This is a genomic window from Lacticaseibacillus sp. 53-4 (assembly GCF_016861805.1).
GTDB lineage: Bacteria > Bacillota > Bacilli > Lactobacillales > Lactobacillaceae > Lacticaseibacillus.
On record NZ_BOLT01000016.1, the window covers coordinates 1 to 16,856 of the forward strand.

Annotated in this window: 20 protein-coding genes and 1 tRNA gene; 13 read left to right on the top strand and 8 right to left on the bottom strand. The window is 54.2% G+C overall.

Features of this window, described 5'->3' with window-relative positions; all coding sequences use genetic code 11:
* The first annotated feature begins 331 nt into the window (after window positions 1-331).
* The 9 genes from JUF21_RS07430 to lepA all read left to right on the top strand — a co-directional run bounded on the left by JUF21_RS07430 (window position 332) and on the right by lepA (window position 11,135).
* On the top strand, window positions 332-1,087 hold the full coding sequence (locus tag JUF21_RS07430) for a TerC family protein (RefSeq protein WP_239061357.1): 756 nt from the start codon (window positions 332-334) through the stop codon (window positions 1,085-1,087).
* 1 nt (window position 1,088) lies between these two features.
* Window positions 1,089-2,003: a tRNA pseudouridine(55) synthase TruB gene (gene truB / locus JUF21_RS07435; RefSeq protein ID WP_203623774.1), complete on the top strand. Its 915-nt coding sequence runs from the start codon at window positions 1,089-1,091 to the stop codon at window positions 2,001-2,003.
* A gap of 13 nt (window positions 2,004-2,016) precedes the next feature.
* The gene (gene ribF, locus JUF21_RS07440; protein ID WP_203623775.1) at window positions 2,017-2,964 is read left to right on the top strand and encodes a riboflavin biosynthesis protein RibF; all 948 of its coding nucleotides are present in this window, start codon (window positions 2,017-2,019) and stop codon (window positions 2,962-2,964) included.
* Window positions 2,964-4,109, top strand: coding sequence for a radical SAM family heme chaperone HemW (hemW, locus tag JUF21_RS07445; RefSeq protein WP_203623776.1), 1,146 nt, complete (start codon window positions 2,964-2,966; stop codon window positions 4,107-4,109). The genes ribF and hemW overlap by 1 nt, the downstream gene beginning before the upstream one ends.
* 176 nt (window positions 4,110-4,285) lie before the next feature.
* Entirely contained in the window at window positions 4,286-5,341 is a 1,056-nt protein-coding gene (gene hrcA, locus JUF21_RS07450; RefSeq protein ID WP_125754749.1) for a heat-inducible transcriptional repressor HrcA, read from the top strand.
* An 8-nt stretch (window positions 5,342-5,349) separates the two neighbouring features.
* On the top strand, window positions 5,350-5,970 hold the full coding sequence (grpE, locus tag JUF21_RS07455) for a nucleotide exchange factor GrpE (protein WP_203623777.1): 621 nt from the start codon (window positions 5,350-5,352) through the stop codon (window positions 5,968-5,970).
* A 33-nt stretch (window positions 5,971-6,003) separates the two neighbouring features.
* Window positions 6,004-7,863, top strand: a complete 1,860-nt coding sequence (gene dnaK, locus JUF21_RS07460) for a molecular chaperone DnaK (protein ID WP_203623778.1) — start codon at window positions 6,004-6,006, stop codon at window positions 7,861-7,863.
* Window positions 7,864-8,000: 137 nt separating this feature from the next.
* Window positions 8,001-9,167 carry a molecular chaperone DnaJ gene (gene dnaJ, locus JUF21_RS07465; protein WP_203623779.1) on the top strand — a complete coding sequence of 389 codons (1,167 nt, stop codon included), beginning with the start codon at window positions 8,001-8,003 and terminating at the stop codon, window positions 9,165-9,167.
* Between the two features lie 120 nt (window positions 9,168-9,287).
* On the top strand, window positions 9,288-11,135 hold the full coding sequence (lepA, locus tag JUF21_RS07470; protein WP_374706444.1) for a translation elongation factor 4: 1,848 nt from the start codon (window positions 9,288-9,290) through the stop codon (window positions 11,133-11,135).
* Between the two features lie 139 nt (window positions 11,136-11,274).
* Here the strand turns inward: lepA and JUF21_RS07475 are convergent, their stop codons facing one another.
* From JUF21_RS07475 to JUF21_RS07505, 7 genes are all read right to left on the bottom strand, one after another.
* Window positions 11,275-12,447 (bottom strand): site-specific integrase, encoded by a 1,173-nt coding sequence (locus tag JUF21_RS07475; RefSeq protein ID WP_203663737.1) that lies wholly within the window; start codon window positions 12,445-12,447, stop codon window positions 11,275-11,277.
* Window positions 12,448-12,583: 136 nt separating this feature from the next.
* Window positions 12,584-12,823, bottom strand: a complete 240-nt coding sequence (locus tag JUF21_RS07480) for a cytochrome b5 domain-containing protein (protein WP_125579660.1) — start codon at window positions 12,821-12,823, stop codon at window positions 12,584-12,586.
* A 46-nt stretch (window positions 12,824-12,869) separates the two neighbouring features.
* Window positions 12,870-12,940 (bottom strand) — tRNA-Gly (locus tag JUF21_RS07485).
* Between the two features lie 58 nt (window positions 12,941-12,998).
* Window positions 12,999-13,760, bottom strand: coding sequence for a hypothetical protein (locus JUF21_RS07490; protein ID WP_203663738.1), 762 nt, complete (start codon window positions 13,758-13,760; stop codon window positions 12,999-13,001).
* Window positions 13,761-13,809: 49 nt separating this feature from the next.
* Window positions 13,810-14,385 (bottom strand): hypothetical protein, encoded by a 576-nt coding sequence (locus tag JUF21_RS07495; protein ID WP_239061434.1) that lies wholly within the window; start codon window positions 14,383-14,385, stop codon window positions 13,810-13,812.
* A 12-nt stretch (window positions 14,386-14,397) separates the two neighbouring features.
* Window positions 14,398-14,844 (bottom strand): ImmA/IrrE family metallo-endopeptidase, encoded by a 447-nt coding sequence (locus JUF21_RS11935; protein ID WP_239061435.1) that lies wholly within the window; start codon window positions 14,842-14,844, stop codon window positions 14,398-14,400.
* 12 nt (window positions 14,845-14,856) lie between these two features.
* A complete protein-coding gene (locus tag JUF21_RS07505; RefSeq protein ID WP_203663740.1) occupies window positions 14,857-15,291 on the bottom strand; it encodes a helix-turn-helix domain-containing protein in 435 nt (144 codons plus the stop codon).
* Between the two features lie 149 nt (window positions 15,292-15,440).
* Here JUF21_RS07505 and JUF21_RS07510 point away from each other — a divergent pair, with 149 nt between their 5' ends.
* Together JUF21_RS07510 and JUF21_RS12040 are read left to right on the top strand one after the other, a co-directional pair.
* Window positions 15,441-15,707: a helix-turn-helix transcriptional regulator gene (locus JUF21_RS07510; protein ID WP_203663742.1), complete on the top strand. Its 267-nt coding sequence runs from the start codon at window positions 15,441-15,443 to the stop codon at window positions 15,705-15,707.
* A complete protein-coding gene (locus JUF21_RS12040) occupies window positions 15,704-15,826 on the top strand; it encodes a hypothetical protein (protein ID WP_255559897.1) in 123 nt (40 codons plus the stop codon). Before JUF21_RS07510 ends, JUF21_RS12040 begins: the two co-directional genes overlap by 4 nt.
* Here JUF21_RS12040 and JUF21_RS07515 read toward each other — a convergent pair.
* Window positions 15,794-15,979: a YegP family protein gene (locus JUF21_RS07515; RefSeq protein WP_203663744.1), complete on the bottom strand. Its 186-nt coding sequence runs from the start codon at window positions 15,977-15,979 to the stop codon at window positions 15,794-15,796. The two genes, JUF21_RS12040 and JUF21_RS07515, sit on opposite strands and share 33 nt — an antisense overlap.
* 84 nt (window positions 15,980-16,063) lie before the next feature.
* Between JUF21_RS07515 and JUF21_RS07520 the strand changes: the two genes are divergently transcribed.
* Window positions 16,064-16,255, top strand: a complete 192-nt coding sequence (locus JUF21_RS07520; protein WP_203663746.1) for a hypothetical protein — start codon at window positions 16,064-16,066, stop codon at window positions 16,253-16,255.
* A gap of 42 nt (window positions 16,256-16,297) precedes the next feature.
* Entirely contained in the window at window positions 16,298-16,855 is a 558-nt protein-coding gene (locus JUF21_RS07525) for a helix-turn-helix transcriptional regulator (RefSeq protein ID WP_203663748.1), read from the top strand.
* Window position 16,856: the final 1 nt, after the last annotated feature.

The following is a 16,856-nucleotide window of genomic DNA, read 5'->3' on the forward strand; positions in this document are numbered from 1 at the left end:
GCGCCTTGAGACGCAGCCAGCAACAGGGGCTTATAGCCCCAGAGAAAACCACCCGTTCGACGGGTGGTTTTTATTGCAAGGTGTGTAGGGGTCGCGGTTTTAGCCCGATGATTAGCCGCTACGCATGTCAGACTGGACGCCGTAAACGGCAACAGTCTGATCATAGCCCGAGGCATTGCCGCCGTTGTTTGGCGGCGAGGCATCGGGCGTAGCTAATCATTCGGGCGTTGCGACCCCGGAGCCCAATTATGGTTGAACCCAAGCTGGCTTACACTGCGGGTGCAACGGTGCCAGAGGAAATGTATAATAGTAAAAATAAGGCGGTGGCGACGTGAGTCTGATTGAGAAATTGTACTTACCCTTTTTTGAAGCGAGTGACTGGCACCAGGCGGTGATGACTACCCAGGGCTGGGTCACAATCTTAACGCTGGCGCTGCTGGAATGCTTGCTGTCAGTGGATAACGCGGTCGTGCTGGCCGCGCAGACCAAGTCGTTGCCAGACAAAAAAGACCAGCACCACGCGCTGATTTACGGCATGTGGGGGGCGTATCTGTTCCGGTTCATCGCGATCGGCCTGGGCACGTACCTCATGAACTTCTGGGGCATCAAAGCGCTAGGGGCGGCATACTTGGTGTGGATGTCGCTGCATTTCTTCTACGAGCAACGCCACCCCAAGGACGGGCCGCAGCCAAAGACCCTAGCCAAGCCGAAGCAGACGCATTTTTGGCGCACTGTGGCTTCAATTGAGGCGCTCGATATTGTGTTTTCCGTCGATTCGATCCTGGCCGCGCTGGCCATCGACAATAATCCGGTGATTGTGCTGATTGGCGGGTGCCTAGGAATTTTGGCGATGCGGTTTGTCGCCCAGATCATCACCGACTTCATCACTAAGGTGCCCGAGCTGGAAGTGATGGCTTACGCGCTGATTTTCATCATTGCAGTAAAGTTGGCGCTCAGTCTGCCGCAAATTGGCATTGAGGTGCCGAACTGGGCCTTTTCGCTGATCGTGGTGTTGGCCTTCCTGATCACCTGGCTGGTTCACCAGCGGCGCACGGCCCACGGCCAACAGCAGAAGCGAGGTTTTTGACATGGATGGGATTTTACCAGTATACAAGCCGTCGGGTATGACTTCGGCCGATGTGGTCAGCAAACTCCGCTACTTGTTGCAAATGAAAAAAGTGGGCCATTCGGGCACACTTGACCCCAGCGTCGATGGCGTGCTGCCAATCGCGCTGGGGGCGGCGACGAAGGCCGTGCCGGCGCTGATGGCGCTGGGCAAAACCTACACGGGCAAAGCGACGCTCGGCTTTGCGACGGAAACTGAGGACCTCGACGGGGCTGAGGTGTCCCGCGTGACCTTAACGGCCCCGTTTACCGATGCGCAGATCGATGCCGCGCTGTTAACGTTGACCGGCGAGATCACGCAAACGCCGCCAATGTACTCGGCGGTCAAGGTCAACGGGCGCAAGCTTTATCAGTACGCTAGAAACGGCGAAACCGTCGAGCGGCCGACTCGCCAAGTTCACGTTTACGAATTTAAGCGGACTGCGCCCAGCACGTTTGATGCGGCAAGGGGGACGCAGGACTTCACGTTTGAAGCCAAAGTCTCAAAGGGGACGTACATTCGCACCCTTGCGGTGGATGCCGGCCGGGCGCTGAAGGTGCCGGCCGTGATGGCGCAGCTGACGCGCACGCAAAGCGGGGGGTTCAAGCTCAGCGACACGCTTGATTTACGTCAGTTGACGCGCGACACCGCCCCGGCAGCTGCGGTCGCTCATTTGCGGCCCATCGAATTCGCTTTTCCGGACCTGCCGCTGATGGCGCTTTCGGCCAGCCAGTGGGACGCGGTCAAAAATGGGCGCGGCTTGCCGCTAGGCACTGCCGCGACTGATGAAATCGGCCTGACGTACCAAGGCGTCTTTAAGGCGCTGTACCGCAAAGAGGCGGCCGAGTTTCGGCCTGCCATGATGTTCTTGGCTAATGCCGGCATTGGCCAAGGTTGATGAGGAGATAATTATGCAAGTGATCGATATTCACCCGCCGCTTGCGGCGGCAGCAGTTCCCAGCCAGCCCATCGTGCTGGCGTTGGGGTTTTTCGACGGCGTTCACCTGGGCCATCAGGCGGTGATTGGCCGCGCGCGGGCAGAGGCTGACAAACGCGGCCTGAAGCTTGCAGTCATGACGTTTGATGTGCATCCGGCGGTGATTTACCGCGGTGTGCCGGCCAGCTCGGTCAAATACCTGTCCCCGCGGCCGCGGAAGAGTGAACTGATGGCGCATTTTGGCGTCGATCTGCTGTACTTCATCCACTTTACCCCGGCGTTTTCAAAACTTTCGCCCCAGGCCTTTGTCGACCAGTACCTCGTTGTCCTGAATGCCGCGGTCGTGGTCGCTGGCTTCGACTACACGTACGGCAAACGCGATATCGCCAACATGAAGACACTGCCGCAGTACGCTCAGGAGCGGTTTGAAATCATTACGGTGCCCAAGACGGTTGATGCCGGGGAAAAGGTTTCCTCGACGCGGATTCGCGAGGCGCTAGACCTTGGCGATGTGGATCTGGCAAACCACTTGCTGGGTTATCGCTATCAAACAAGCGGCACGGTGGTGCACGGCGAGGCGCGCGGCCGCACGATTGGCTACCCGACCGCAAACGTCCAGGCACCGGCCGAAGAGCGCATCCCCGGCATTGCCGTGTACACGGTGCGCCTGCAGGTCAACGGCCAGTGGTACCCGGGGATGGCGTCGGTCGGGCGCAACATCACCTTTGGTCCGGGGCGCCCGGTGACGGTGGAGGTCAACCTGTTTGATTTCCACCAGGATATTTATGATGCGCCGGTGCGCGTCGAGTGGATGCACCGCTTGCGCGGGGACATGATGTTTGATTCAGCGGCGGGGCTGGTTGCCCAGCTTGCCCAGGACGAAAAGGACGCCAAGGCGTTTTTGAAAGGGCTGACGGATTGATGGCTGGGGCTTATGTGCATATTCCCTTCTGCTCTCACATTTGTTACTACTGCAATTTCAACAAGGTCTTCATCGAAGGTCAGCCGGTTGACGATTACGTCGACATGCTGATTCGCGAGATGCACCTGGTGATGGCCAGTCATCCCGATGAAAAAATCGAAACCGTGTACGTTGGCGGCGGCACGCCGACCACGCTGACGCCGGTGCAGCTGGAGCGCTTGATTTCCGGCATTCGCCGCGAGCTGCATTTCGACCACGGCGAGTTCACCTTCGAAGCGAACCCCAACGATTTGCTCGAAAAGGATAAGCTGCGCGCGCTGCATGAAAATGGGGTCAACCGCCTGTCAATTGGGGTGCAGTCGTTTAACGACGCCATTTTAAAGGCGATTGGGCGCACGCACCGGGTCGCCGATGTCTACCAGGCGATCGCCAATGCGCGGGCAGTGGGCTTTGAGAATATTTCCATCGACCTGATTTTTCGGCTGCCCAAGCAGACGCGCGAGGACTTTTTGGCGAGCCTGCACAAAGCCTTGGCACTTGATCTGCCGCATTATTCGACGTATTCCCTGATCTTGGAAAAAAAGACGATTTTCTATAACCTGATGCGCTCCGGGCGGCTGCAGCTGCCGAATCAGGACGCGGAAGCCGACATGTACCAGGACGCGATCGACCTGATGGAAAGCACCGGGCGCCATCAGTACGAGATTTCTAATTTTGCCAAAACCGGTTACCAGTGCCAGCACAACTTGCTGTACTGGCGCAACGAGCATTACTTCGGCTTTGGCGCCGGGGCGTTTGGCTACGTCGGCCGCGATCGGTACCACAATTTCGGGCCGATCAAGCAGTACCTGGACCCGCTCCACAACCACAAAGTGCCGGTGATCGAACATCACCTGGTGCCGCTGGAAGAGCAAATCGAAGAAGAGATGTTCCTCGGGCTGCGAACCCGGGAAGGGGTGTCTCAGAAACGGTTTGCAAAGCGCTACCACATGACCATCAATGAGGTGTACGGGCAGCTGTTGAAGGACCTGAGCGACCAGCAGCTGGTCACGGTTGATGGGGATGCCGTGCGCCTGACAAACCAGGGGCAGTTTCTCGGCAACGAAGTCTTTCAGCAGTTTTTGCTCGATGACCCACTGATTTGACCCCGCGTACTTGCGCCTATTTTCAGAAAAACACACGTCGGTCTCAGTCCTGGGGCCGATTTTTTCGTGAAAACGGCGAAATTAGCAGACTGAGGTTGACTTTGCTAACGGCCATTGGTATATTAAGTATTGTACTTAGCACTCAAATGGTTTCAGTGCTAAAAGAAGGTGGGATTATGTTGACGAAACGCCAACTACTCGTCTTGAAACAGATCATCCGCTCCTACACCGAAACCGGCCAGCCAGTCGGTTCCAAAGCGTTGATGGCGCAGTTGCCGGTGCATGTCAGTTCGGCAACGATCCGCAACGACATGGCGGCGCTGGAAGACGAGGGTCTGATCAGAAAGACGCATAGCAGTTCTGGCCGCGTCCCATCGACTAAGGGTTACCGTTTCTACTTGGACAACCTCGTCGAGCCAGCCGCGGTCACGCCCAACGAGATTGCTGCGATTCAGCAAGGCTTCGGGGGGCATTTTTACAAGATCGATGAAATTGTCGCCCAAAGTGCGCGCATTTTGTCGAACCTCACAAATTACACCGCAATCACCTTGGGGCCTGAGGTCACCAACTTAAAACTCACTGGGTTTCGGTTGGTGCCGCTGGGCAATCATCAGGTGATGGCGATTTTGGTCACGAGCAATGGCAACGTTGAAAGTCAGCTGTTCACGCTGCCCCCGGAAGTCGGCTCTGACGAAGTGGAGAAGGCCATTCGCATCATCAACGATGAGCTGGTCGGCTTATCGCTCGGCGAAGTCGCCCAAAAGCTTCAATCAGAAGTGCCGGGGTTGCTATTCAAGTACATGACCAGCCCGGACGGGTTCCTGGACCTCTTCGGCAACGTGCTCCGCAAGGCGGCTGAGGAACGCTTCTATGTGGGCGGGCGTCTGAATCTCATGGATTACCTGGGCGACTCGGATGTGGATCAGCTCAAGCGGCTGTTAGCCATGATGGATAATGATCAAGGCAGCCAGCGCCAGGCGTTCAATACGTTGCTTGGCCCGCTTCATGATTCCCATATCAAGGTCAAGCTGGGCTCGGAGCTGACGCCGGATGTGCTTGAGAATCTGAGCCTATTGACCGCGAACTACTCAGTCGGCGAACACGGGACTGGGATGATTGCCCTGATCGGGCCGACCCAGATGCCGTACTCGAAGATGATCGGTTTGCTCGATGCCTTCCGCGAAGAACTCGCAAAACGGCTGACCGATTACTACAATCATTTTGATCAGTGACAGGAGGCATGAATTTGACAGACAAGCAAACCAAGAAGACGCAAACCGCCAAGCAAACTGCGGCAAAGGCTGAACCAAAGCCTGAGGCCAAACCAAAAGCGGCCAAGCAGCAACCAAGTCTGCGGGATGAAATCGAGGAAGAGATGAAGGACGACCTCGAGGAAGAAGTCCAAGACTCCGGCGTGGATGTTGAAGCCCTGCAAAAGGACCGCGACGAGCTCGAGGATAAGTACCTGCGCGCCGCCGCCGAGATCAACAACATGAACAAACGCTTCAATAAGGAGCGCGAGGACATGGCCAAGTACGACGGGCAAAAGCTGGCCACTGCGGTGCTCCCAGTTCTGGATAACCTGGAGCGCGCGCTGGCCACCGAGGTCACGGACGATGCCGCGCAATCTTTGAAAAAGGGCGTCGAGATGGTGTACAGCCACCTCGATAACGCCCTCAAGGAGAACGGCGTGACGGAGATCACGGCGACCGGGAAGTTTGATCCGAACCTGCAGCAAGCCGTGCAAACCGTTCCGGCGGATAAGGATCACGCGAAGGATACCGTGGTTCAGGTCCTGCAAAAAGGCTACAAGCTCAAGGATCGGGTCCTGCGTCCAGCGATGGTCGTCGTTGCAAATTAGTTAATCAAAACTGTTAAAAGAAGGGATTTTACTATGAGTAAAGTTATTGGGATCGACTTAGGGACTACCAACTCCGCGGTCGCCGTGCTCGAAGGCGGCCAGCCAAAGATCATCACCAACCCGGAAGGCAACCGCACCACACCGTCTGTCGTTGCGTTTAAAGACGGCGAGATTCAAGTCGGCGAAGTTGCCAAGCGGCAGGCCATCACCAACCCAGACACCATCACTTCGATCAAGCGTCACATGGGCGAGGCCGGCTACAAGGTTAAGGTCGGTGACAAGGAATACACCCCGCAGGAAATTTCTGCGATGATCCTGCAGTACATCAAGAAGTTCTCTGAAGATTACTTGGGCGAAGAAGTGACCGACGCGGTCATCACGGTACCGGCTTACTTCAACGATTCGCAGCGTCAGGCGACTAAAGATGCCGGCAAGATCGCGGGTCTGAACGTTTCTCGCATCGTCAACGAACCAACTGCGTCCGCCCTGGCTTATGGCCTGGACAAAGGCGACAAGGACGAAAAGGTCCTGGTTTACGACCTCGGCGGTGGGACGTTTGATGTCTCCATCCTGCAACTCGGCGACGGCGTGTTTGAAGTGCTGTCGACGAACGGGGATACGCACCTGGGCGGTGATGATTTTGATAACAAGATCATCGACTGGCTGGTCAGCGAGTTCAAGAAGGATAACAACATCGACTTGTCCAAGGACAAGATGGCGATGCAGCGTCTGAAGGATGCCGCTGAAAAGGCGAAGAAGGATCTGTCTGGCGTTTCCCAGACGCAAATCTCCCTGCCGTTCATTTCTGCCGGTGCCAATGGCCCGCTGCACTTGGAGCGGACACTGACGCGTGCCCAGTTTGACCAAATGACCGCCGACCTGGTTGCCAAGACCAAGGTCCCAGTGGATAACGCGATGAAGGATGCTGGCTTGTCCAACTCAGACATCGACAAGGTCATCCTCAATGGTGGGTCGACCCGGATTCCGGCCGTTCAAGACGCGGTCAAAGAGTGGACCGGCAAGGAACCAGACCACAGCATCAACCCTGACGAAGCCGTTGCCCTTGGCGCTGCCATTCAGGGTGGGGTCATTTCCGGTGACGTCAAAGACGTTGTCCTGCTCGATGTCACCCCATTGTCTCTGGGAATCGAAACGATGGGCGGCGTGTTCACCAAGCTGATCGACCGCAACACCACGATTCCAACCTCCAAGAGCCAGGTCTTCTCGACTGCGGCTGACAACCAGCCGGCCGTTGACATTCATGTCCTGCAAGGCGAGCGGCCGATGGCTGCGGACAACAAGACGCTTGGCCGCTTCCAGCTGACTGACATTCCGGCGGCCCCACGGGGCGTTCCTCAGATCGAAGTCAAATTCGACATCGACAAGAACGGCATCGTGCAGGTTTCCGCGAAGGATCTTGGCACTGGCAAATCTCAGAACATCACGATCAAGAGTTCGTCAGGCCTGTCGGACGAAGAAATCGATCGCATGATGAAGGAAGCCAAGGAAAACGAGGAAGCCGACAAGAAGCGCAAGGAAGAAGTCGACCTCAAGAACGATGTTGACCAGCTGATCTTCCAGACCGACAAAACCCTGAAGGATCTTAAGGGCAAAGTCTCCGACGATGAGATCAAGAAGGCGCAGGACGCAGAAGACGCCCTCAAGAAGGCCCAGCAAGAAAACAACATCGAAGACATGAAGACCAAGCGCGACGACTTGAACAAGATCGTGCAGGATCTGACCGTCAAGCTGTACGAGCAGGCGCAAAAAGAGCAGCAGGCTAAGGGCGGCTCTGATGCCCAGGGCAGCGGCGCAACCGGCACCGCTGACAAGGGCGACGACGGCAAGACCTTCGATGGCGAGTACAAGGACGTCAACGACGACAAGAAGTAACCGTCTGTCCGTGTGAAAAGCCAAGGCCAACTGGCTTTGGCTTTTTGTTTGGTGAGGCAGTTTTGCGCGCCTTGCCCAAAATATGGTATCCTGAATAAGCTTTTTTGGGCGCGAGCACCCAATTCAAGGAGGCAACAATGGCAGACAAGGATTATTACGAAACACTCGGTGTCGCCCGGGATGCCAGCGATGACGAAATCAGGAAGGCCTTTCGACAGCTTTCCAAAAAGTACCATCCCGACATCAACCACGCGCCGGGTGCTGAGCAAAAATTCAAGGAAATCAACGAAGCGTACCAGGTCCTGTCCGACCCGCAAAAGCGTGCGGCGTATGACCAGTACGGCTCAGCCGACGGGGCCCAGGGCGGGTTTGGCGGTCAGGGCTTTGGTGGTCAAGGCTTCTCCAATTTTGGTGGCGGCAGTGCCCAAGGCTTTGGCGGGTTTGACGACATCTTCAGCCAGTTCTTTGGCGGCGGGCAAGGCGGCGGCCAAAGTGCCAATGCCCCGCGCCAAGGCGCCGATTTGCAGTACCGCATGGACTTGACCTTTGAAGAGGCGGTGTTCGGCAAGGACACCAAGATCTCTTACGATCGCGAAGCCGTGTGTCACACCTGCAACGGCTCGGGTGCGAAGCCTGGGACGAGTCCAGTGACCTGCTCGAAGTGTCACGGCTCTGGCTACATCCAGGTTCAGCGCAACACGCCGCTCGGGGCCATGATGACGCGCGAAGTCTGCGACGTCTGCCACGGCACCGGCAAGGAAATCAAGGAGAAGTGCCCAACGTGCGGCGGTACTGGTCACGAGAAGCAGCGTCACACCATCGACGTCAAGATCCCTGGCGGGGTTGAGGACGGCCAGCAGATCCGTGAGCGCGGCGCCGGCGAGGCCGGCACCAACAACGGCCCTTATGGGGACTTGTTTATCGTGTTCCGAGTCGCCCCAAGCGACAAGTTCCAGCGCGACGGCACGACGATTTATTACAAGCTGCCGATCAGCTTTGCGCAGGCCGCACTTGGCGATACGATCAAGGTCGACACCGTGCATGGGCCAGTGGAGCTGAAGATTCCAGCCGGCACGCAAACCGAAAGCAAGTTCCGGCTGCGCGGCAAAGGGGCGCCCAACCCGAACCGGCCAAACGCCGGCTTTGGCGATCAGATGGTCACGGTAACGGTCAAGACGCCAAAGGGCTTGAACCAGAAGCAAAAGGACGCCTTGATGGCCTTTGCCGCTGCCAGCGGCGAGGACGTCACCCCGCATGAAGGGTCGCTGTTTGACCGGGTCAAGGACGCCTTCAAAAATAAGTAACAAGGCTGAAACCGCTCGTGATGGGCGGTTTCTTTTTGCCTTGGCGCGGCGGGTGGTTTGAGTCAAGCTAGGCCGCTTGCTATAATGGGTTAACGAGCAATTGACAGAAAGTGGGCACTTATGGCTGACATTGATAAACAGGCGTTGCGCGAACGCCAGAAGCACATTCGTAATTTTTCTATCGTGGCACACATCGACCACGGTAAGTCGACCCTGGCGGACCGCATTTTGGAGCTGACTGATACCATCGCCAAGCGCGACATGCAGGCCCAGGTTCTGGACGATATGCCGCTGGAGCGCGAGCGCGGGATCACCATCAAGCTCAATGCTGTGGAGCTGCATTACACGGCCAAAGATGGCGAGACTTACATTTTTCACCTGATCGATACGCCGGGGCACGTGGACTTTTCTTACGAAGTCAGCCGCAGCCTGGCGGCCTGTGAAGGCGCGCTGCTGCTGGTGGACGCCGCTCAAGGCGTTGAGGCCCAGACGCTGGCAAACGTCTACCTGGCGCTTGACGATGACCTGGAGATCGTGCCGATCATCAACAAAGTCGACCTGCCCAGTGCCCAGCCGGAAGTGGTCAAGGAAGAAATCGAGGAAATGATCGGCCTGGATGCCTCGGACGCGATTTTGACTTCGGCCAAAACCGGTCTGGGTGTGCCGGAAGTGCTTGAACGCATTGTTTCCGACATTCCGGCGCCGAGCGGCGACCTCGACGCGCCGCTTAAGGCCCTGATTTTTGACTCGGTTTACGATGCCTACCGCGGGGTCGTGCTAGCGGTACGCATCGAAGACGGCATCGTGCAGGTCGGTGACACCATCGAGTTGATGAGCAATCAGAAGCGCTACGAGGTCACAGAGGTTGGGGTGATGTCGCCTAAGGCCGTGCAGAAAGATTACCTGATGGTCGGCGACGTGGGTTACATCACGGCGGCCATTAAGACCATTCAGGACACGCGCGTCGGCGACACCGTCACGCTGGCGGACAATCCGGCGGATAAGCCGCTGGATGGGTTTCGCCAGATCACGCCAATGGTGTATTCCGGCCTGTTCCCGGTCGATAACGCGAAGTTCAACGACCTGCGCGAGGCTTTGGAAAAGCTGCAGCTGAACGATGCGGCGCTGGAATTTGAGCCCGAAACTTCGCAGGCGCTGGGCTTCGGCTTCCGGGTCGGGTTCCTGGGGCTGCTGCACATGGACGTGGTGCAGGAGCGACTGGAGCGCGACTTTGACCTTGATCTGATTATGACGGCGCCGAGTGTGGATTATCAGGTCGACAAAACCGATGGCACCACCATCACCATCGACAATCCGGCCGAGCTGCCGGACTCCAGCGAAGTCAAGGAGATCCGTGAGCCTTACGTCAAGGCCAGCATCATGGTGCCAAACGATTACGTCGGTCCGGTCATGGAAATCGCCCAGCGCAAGCGCGGCGAGTTCGTCACCATGGATTACCTCGACAAGTACCGCGTCAACGTCATTTACAACCTGCCGCTGTCGGAAATTATTTACGACTTTTTCGACCAGCTGAAGTCCTCGACCAAGGGCTACGCGAGTTTGGACTACGAGGTCACCGGCTACCGAGCGTCCGATTTGGTCAAAATGGATATCCTGCTGAACGGCGACCCGGTCGACGCGCTGTCCACCATCGTGCACAAGGACTTTGCCTACGACCGCGGTCGCAATATTGTGGCCAAGCTCAAGGAGACCATTCCCCGGCAGCAATTTGAGGTGCCGATTCAGGCGGCGATCGGAACTAAGATCATCGCCCGCAGCACCGTGAAAGCATACCGGAAGAATGTCTTGGCGAAGTGCTACGGCGGTGACATCACCCGCAAGCGCAAGCTGCTGGAAAAGCAGAAGGCCGGCAAGAAGCGCATGAAGGCGGTCGGCTCTGTCGAAGTGCCGCAGGAAGCGTTCATGAGCATTCTGAACATAAGCAAGGACGGAAGCGGCGATAAATAAGGATTTATCTCGTGAAATTTCGATTATTTTGGGGTGCTTGCCAACGGTTTGCCTACGCCGCTTAAAATCCGTAGGCAAAATGTGGTTCAAATTGTTCGGCTGAATCTGTTCCGTTTTGGCACTTGTCAACGGAAAGGGTTCAGCCTTTTTTGCGTTTCAAGTAGTCTTCAAAAGTGATGGCCGTATCGTTCCGCATTTCTTCGGTGACATGCAGATATGTGTCAGCAGTCGTCGACATCTTGGCGTGGCCGAGACGTTCCTGTACGACCTTGAGTTTCTCACCCGCATCAAGCAGCATCGTGGCGTGAGTGTGGCGCAGTGAGTGGAAGGAAAACGGAAAGCCAAGATCATCTGATAGCTTGCGTGAGCGATATTTGATGTAACCCGGCACCACCGGGTTGCCGTTGTCCCACGTGCAGACGAAGTTGGATTCGTTGTACAGCGATCCATAGCGGATACGCATCTGCATTTGAGCTTGGCGCTTGGCTTTCAGCTCAGCCACCAGGGAAGGGCCGATGGTGATGGTGCGGTAACCGGCGGCACTCTTGGGCGAGTCCAGGTCGTAGACGCCGTCGCCTTTCTGTATCATGTTCCGCTCAACGCGAATAGTAGCTCCTTCAATATCCACCATGTCCCATTCGAGGCCGAGCACCTCGCCGCGCCGCATGCCGGTGTTGAACGCGATGACAAGTGGCATGTGATACGGGTCAGCAGGCGGGCAGCAGGCCAGTAGTTGCTCGTACTGGTCGTAGGTGATGATCTTCAAATCTTGGCGAGTGGTGGCTGGTGTCGGCGCATACTTTGGCATATCCACGTAGCTAGCAGGGTTCTCCTTGATGATCTGGTAGGGGTAGACAGCTCGCTTCAACGCTTCTTTCACGACCGTAAGGATAATCTCGACCGTGTGCTTTGCAGGCGTCTTGCCAGTGCGTGGCAGCTTCGTTTCGGCGACGTGGTTCACGAACTGCTGAATCACGGCAGGTGAGATCGTCTTCATCTTATACTTTCCTAGGTAAGGCTTGACGTAGCGGTTGACGACGTTCAGGTAATTTTTGCGCGTGTTGTATTTCAGGTTCTTTTCTACATAGTTCTTGATCCAGTAGTCCATATAGTCTGCTACCGACATATCTTTGAGCTTGACGGTGAGGCCGCCGCGCTCGTACTCATCTAGCGCCTTGCGGAGCGCGCGCTGTGCGTCCTTCTCGGTGTAGCCTCCGACTCGCTCTATGCGCTTGCGTTTCCCGTCCACTGTTGCGGCCTCGAATGAGTAATACCATTTCTCGCCGCGCTTTCTAACGTGTCCTTCTGTCATTTTTGTGCCTCCTGAATATTCAATTCCTTTAATATTCGCAAACTTGTGTTCGGTCGACGTGTGAAATAAAAGCCCCATATGATGGGGCATGGACATGTAGAAATTAAACCTACGACCGAAGGGGGAAACAGAACGGCTACCCAATATACTTGCCAACAACGGGTACCTTGCTGAGAACCTTTTTGCCATGAGGAGAGACGTTAGTGATGATGTCAGTGAGATCTTGACCAGCAACATTGCCGTGATGGTTTTCGCCCGCCCAAGCTTTAACGGACGTTAGATCGTATACGACACCATCGACTGCCACATATTTGTGGGGATCGTCTTTGCCGTTATACTTTGCCAGTTCTTCCTTAGTGAATGTTCGATCTGCCATACTGATGACCTCCAATGTTAAATTATTGTCGATACACACTCGACAAAGCGGGTGACGGGAGTCGAACCCGCGACTACAGCTTGGAAGGCTGTCGTTTTACCGCTAAACTGCACCCGCATAGTGGCGGTGATGGTGTCCTGCCAGATGGTGCTATAATATCGGTGAACAGAGGAGCTTAATCGTTTCGCGTGAAATAATAGGCACTGGCAATTGCCAGCAAGGTGCCAACAGCTGCTTCCTTATATCCTTGATCGAGTTGGTAATAGCTCAGTGCGCTAAGAATAGTCCCAAATATTGTCCAAAATTTCCCTGTCGAAAGTTGGTGAATAATTTGAACTCTAAAGTTCTCGTTTCCCTGCCCATTCTCACGGTTGTGATTAGTGGAGCTGTATCCTTGGGAAACATAATCATTGGAATTTGTTTGCTTGCTACTGGCATTAAGATGCCAATTCTTGACGGTAGCGCGCTCTTCCGGGTTGCTTTTCCCATCGCGGTACTGCTGCTCTGCGTGAAGAGAATCAGAGAACACATATTCGGTGAGATTAGGGACGCTTTTCAGGACTAAGGGCGGCATGGCGAGTTTTTGGTAATCGATCACCGATTGGGCAACTGCCTTAGTGACCGCCTTTATGTTGTCCTGAATAATTGGAGCAAGCCGCATATCTATCCTGACAGCCTGACTGAGTGCCGTTTGCATGTTTCGACTGGCAGCCTGTACGATTGCTTCTTGACTGATTGCCGCCTGGTTTATTGTGGCTTGACTGCGCCAATTGGCAGCCTGCAAGCGTACTGCTTTGGCCATTAGCTCCTTGTTAGCACTATACGCCGGGGTGATTTGTGCCGTCACATTAGCAAGGCCTTTTTGATATAGCGCTGCCGTGTCCATATAGGCACTGGCGGCGCTTATTTTGTTCAACCCAAGATGATCTGGTCTCATATCAAATTTTCTTCCATACCGTCGTCAGTATTTGGACGCCGTGCTAGCATTAGTTAACATTTGGCAAGTCGTTGCGTTGCCAGTATTTTGTAGCAAATGCTGGTACGTTGTCATCATCAAAGTTCTTTGCGTTTAAATCTTTTAACCTATTTCCTTGAATGTCAGCAGTCATTTCCTTTGTGTTGTGAGTATTACCCCCGGCATCCTCGGTGGGATATTTGACCATAACGGATATATTCGAAAAATCAGTTCCTTTTGATTTTTTAAATGACTTCCAAACTAAAGCGATATCAGTATGCATCGATTTAACCGCCGACTTATCGTCCCAGGCACTGTCTTCTTTAACCGTTACGAGAACGGTTTTCGATTTGGGGTCATCGTAAACACCGCCTACTTCAGTGACTTTCAAATCAGGTTCATAATGTTTCAACATCGCTTTTACCGATTTGTCACTGTTCAATTTATATATTTTTGTAGACGGAGCAGGGGGTTCAGAGAATAAGTAATTAGTACAGCTGATTGCTCCCTTAGCTAGGATGGCAACCATCACTATAAGAAGCCAAAGCTTCCAACTTTTCCAAAGTGGCTTTCTCTGTTTGCTGCGCGACACACGTGTTTCTACCATAGTATTTCCCTCCTAGTTGATTAAATCGAAGTACCGTACCATCCACTGCGGAAGCTCGTACTCATCGAGAATCTGATCGTAGTTCAATGGGTTAATGCCACCGCGGTCGCCAAACATAAACTGAAACATGAAGCAGTTGGCAATGTATTCGGCTGAGCCGGTTCGTGCCACGGATGCATTCCGATAGAAGTAATTAGTGTCCGCGGACCGTGTTAGCTGTGAGTGCCCTAATTCGTGTGCCAAGACGCCAGAGGCGCTTGAATAGCTCTGCGCCGTGTTCAGGCTAATGATGGCTCTTCTTGCGGCCACGAGAGTGTAGCCCATGATGTTTGTCCCAAGGTCTCGCTTAACAACCTGGACGCCGGGCAAATACTCGGCAACAGTCCAAGGGTCCCGATTATTGTATCGGTTGACGATGCTACGTGCTTTGACGATGGCCGACTCTGCTTCGTATCGCATTTGGCCACCTTCTTAGTCCCCTGACTCGGAGCCGCGATACTTCTTTGGCGTGAAGCTCTTCTTGGCCATCTCGTGAGCCAAGGCAAGAGAGCTGCGCAGTGAGGCAACCAGCAACTCGCGATCGTGATCTGAAATCTCGGCATCGTTCTTGAAGAAGTTGACCCCCGACTTGTCGTCTAGCCCGTTGATGATACGCTCTAGCTCTTCGTCGATGGACTTCTGGTCCTTCTCAGTGAGGGAATAATAGTGACGCTTATCGGTTCTACCAAGCAGGTAATCTATAGAAACATCATAATACTGTGCAAGTTTTTTGAGCGTGTCGTTGTCAGGCTCATTCCTATTATTTTCAAAGTGAGAATAGGCCGCTCGTGAGACGCCAACTGCTTTGGCAACGTCCTCTTGTGTACGGCCGTCACCTCTTAGTTTTTTTAATCTATCGCCTAGCATAGCAACGCCTCCCTAAAGTGATTTTAGCATCCATGCGATACAAAAAGTATCTAAGGTACAAAAAGTTTCAAAAATGGGTTGACGATACAAAATGTATCGTGGTATATTATCCATGTTGATACTAAATGTATCAGAAACGAGGTGATCAAATGGTTCGAGATGAAGCAATCAGTCTTCGGGAAAACGCTGGTTTTACACAAGCTCAGCTTGGAGAACAGCTCAGTATATCCGCTGTTCACGTTAGAAAAATCGAAAAAGGCACTCGTAATCCAAGCAAAGATTTGACGGAACGCTACGTTGCACTCTTCGGATTGCCTGCCGATAAGATTTTTCCGGATATTTATGAGAAATTGATTGATACAAAACGGATCACATCAAAACACGGCTCCGCCAAGCGAGAGGAGGCATCACGATGAACGAAGAAGAGCGCAAACAAATAGCACAAACAGCCGATACGCTTTTGGAAGAGGCAGCCCAGCTGATTGCGCTATCCAATAAACTATCAAGGATCATCGGTAACATCAACAACGACTGAGTCCGGGTGAATACCGTTCCGAATGGAATCAATTGTTTTCACAGCCGATTCCTTGCGGTGGTATGGCTCACTGGTAGCCACTACTTCATTGTTCGCGGATTTTATCACGAAGTAGTATTGGCCATCAGATGCCTTACGGATCGAAAAGTACATTTTAATCACCTCCTTTAAAGCGATTATCTCACTTGAAGGAGAGACAAAATATTCAAATTTCAAAGAACGAAAGGGGGTGACAGCATGGCAGACGAACGAATCGTGGCCAGCTTTTTGGAGCAAGGCCGGCGCAAGTGCATGGACTACCTCATCGAGACTCACCAAGGTAGCGCACAAGCCATCAACATGGAGTGCTTAGCAATGACCGACACGGAGATCGCGAGTTGGTGCAAGGACGTGGCGATTGAACTCAAAGAGCAAATCGCTATGGCCTAAGCATACAGACGTATGAAGGTATTTGTGAGAGGGGTGTTATTCATGAAGACAATGCCACTACAAGGCCGCTACACAATACGGCGGTCAATCAGAAGCCCGCGCACCTTGCGCCACGAGATGCAGCGGGTAGGCATGACCGGAGTCAACACGGCAAGGATGATTGGGGTTTCTCAACCGTCAATGTCACGCATGATGAATGGCAAGCAAGACATTCAACTTGAAGACGCGGCCAAGATTGTTGAGCAGGCGCAGGACGCGTTCCTGGCGCTCGACATGGCGCATCAGTTCGTGCACGTCACAGCGCCGGTTATCAATGGCGATGGGATTGTGAAGGAACCACTGGCAATGGCAATCAGGCTGGTGCCAGAGATGCAACAAGCTATCGAGGCGGTGCAGAACTCATTCGATGAGCTGACCACACCGGCCGGCAAAGTGAAGGATACCAGCGACCCGCTGAACGCGGTCAACCAGCTACTTGATGCTCTGCTGTACGGGAGCAACGCCGTGGCCTTCATCTGTGAGGAGTTCGACTGGTCAATGCAGGCAATGATGAGCACGCGGGTAAAGGAATGGCAGAGATTAGGAATCGTAGGTGAATGAA

Coding starts and splice junctions, on each gene's coding strand:
- ribF (WP_203623775.1), top strand. CDS start 2,017: ATGCAAGTGATCGATATTCACCCGCCGCTTGCGGCGGCAGCAGTTCCC.
- JUF21_RS07495 (WP_239061434.1), bottom strand. CDS start 14,385: ATGGTAGAAACACGTGTGTCGCGCAGCAAACAGAGAAAGCCACTTTGG.
- JUF21_RS07475 (WP_203663737.1), bottom strand. CDS start 12,447: ATGACAGAAGGACACGTTAGAAAGCGCGGCGAGAAATGGTATTACTCA.
- JUF21_RS07480 (WP_125579660.1), bottom strand. CDS start 12,823: ATGGCAGATCGAACATTCACTAAGGAAGAACTGGCAAAGTATAACGGC.
- lepA (WP_374706444.1), top strand. CDS start 9,288: ATGGCTGACATTGATAAACAGGCGTTGCGCGAACGCCAGAAGCACATT.
- JUF21_RS07525 (WP_203663748.1), top strand. CDS start 16,298: ATGAAGACAATGCCACTACAAGGCCGCTACACAATACGGCGGTCAATC.
- truB (WP_203623774.1), top strand. CDS start 1,089: ATGGATGGGATTTTACCAGTATACAAGCCGTCGGGTATGACTTCGGCC.
- JUF21_RS07505 (WP_203663740.1), bottom strand. CDS start 15,291: ATGCTAGGCGATAGATTAAAAAAACTAAGAGGTGACGGCCGTACACAA.
- JUF21_RS07510 (WP_203663742.1), top strand. CDS start 15,441: ATGGTTCGAGATGAAGCAATCAGTCTTCGGGAAAACGCTGGTTTTACA.
- JUF21_RS07490 (WP_203663738.1), bottom strand. CDS start 13,760: ATGAGACCAGATCATCTTGGGTTGAACAAAATAAGCGCCGCCAGTGCC.
- hrcA (WP_125754749.1), top strand. CDS start 4,286: ATGTTGACGAAACGCCAACTACTCGTCTTGAAACAGATCATCCGCTCC.
- dnaJ (WP_203623779.1), top strand. CDS start 8,001: ATGGCAGACAAGGATTATTACGAAACACTCGGTGTCGCCCGGGATGCC.
- JUF21_RS11935 (WP_239061435.1), bottom strand. CDS start 14,844: ATGCGATACGAAGCAGAGTCGGCCATCGTCAAAGCACGTAGCATCGTC.
- JUF21_RS12040 (WP_255559897.1), top strand. CDS start 15,704: ATGAACGAAGAAGAGCGCAAACAAATAGCACAAACAGCCGATACGCTT.
- JUF21_RS07520 (WP_203663746.1), top strand. CDS start 16,064: ATGGCAGACGAACGAATCGTGGCCAGCTTTTTGGAGCAAGGCCGGCGC.
- hemW (WP_203623776.1), top strand. CDS start 2,964: ATGGCTGGGGCTTATGTGCATATTCCCTTCTGCTCTCACATTTGTTAC.
- JUF21_RS07515 (WP_203663744.1), bottom strand. CDS start 15,979: ATGTACTTTTCGATCCGTAAGGCATCTGATGGCCAATACTACTTCGTG.
- dnaK (WP_203623778.1), top strand. CDS start 6,004: ATGAGTAAAGTTATTGGGATCGACTTAGGGACTACCAACTCCGCGGTC.
- grpE (WP_203623777.1), top strand. CDS start 5,350: ATGAATTTGACAGACAAGCAAACCAAGAAGACGCAAACCGCCAAGCAA.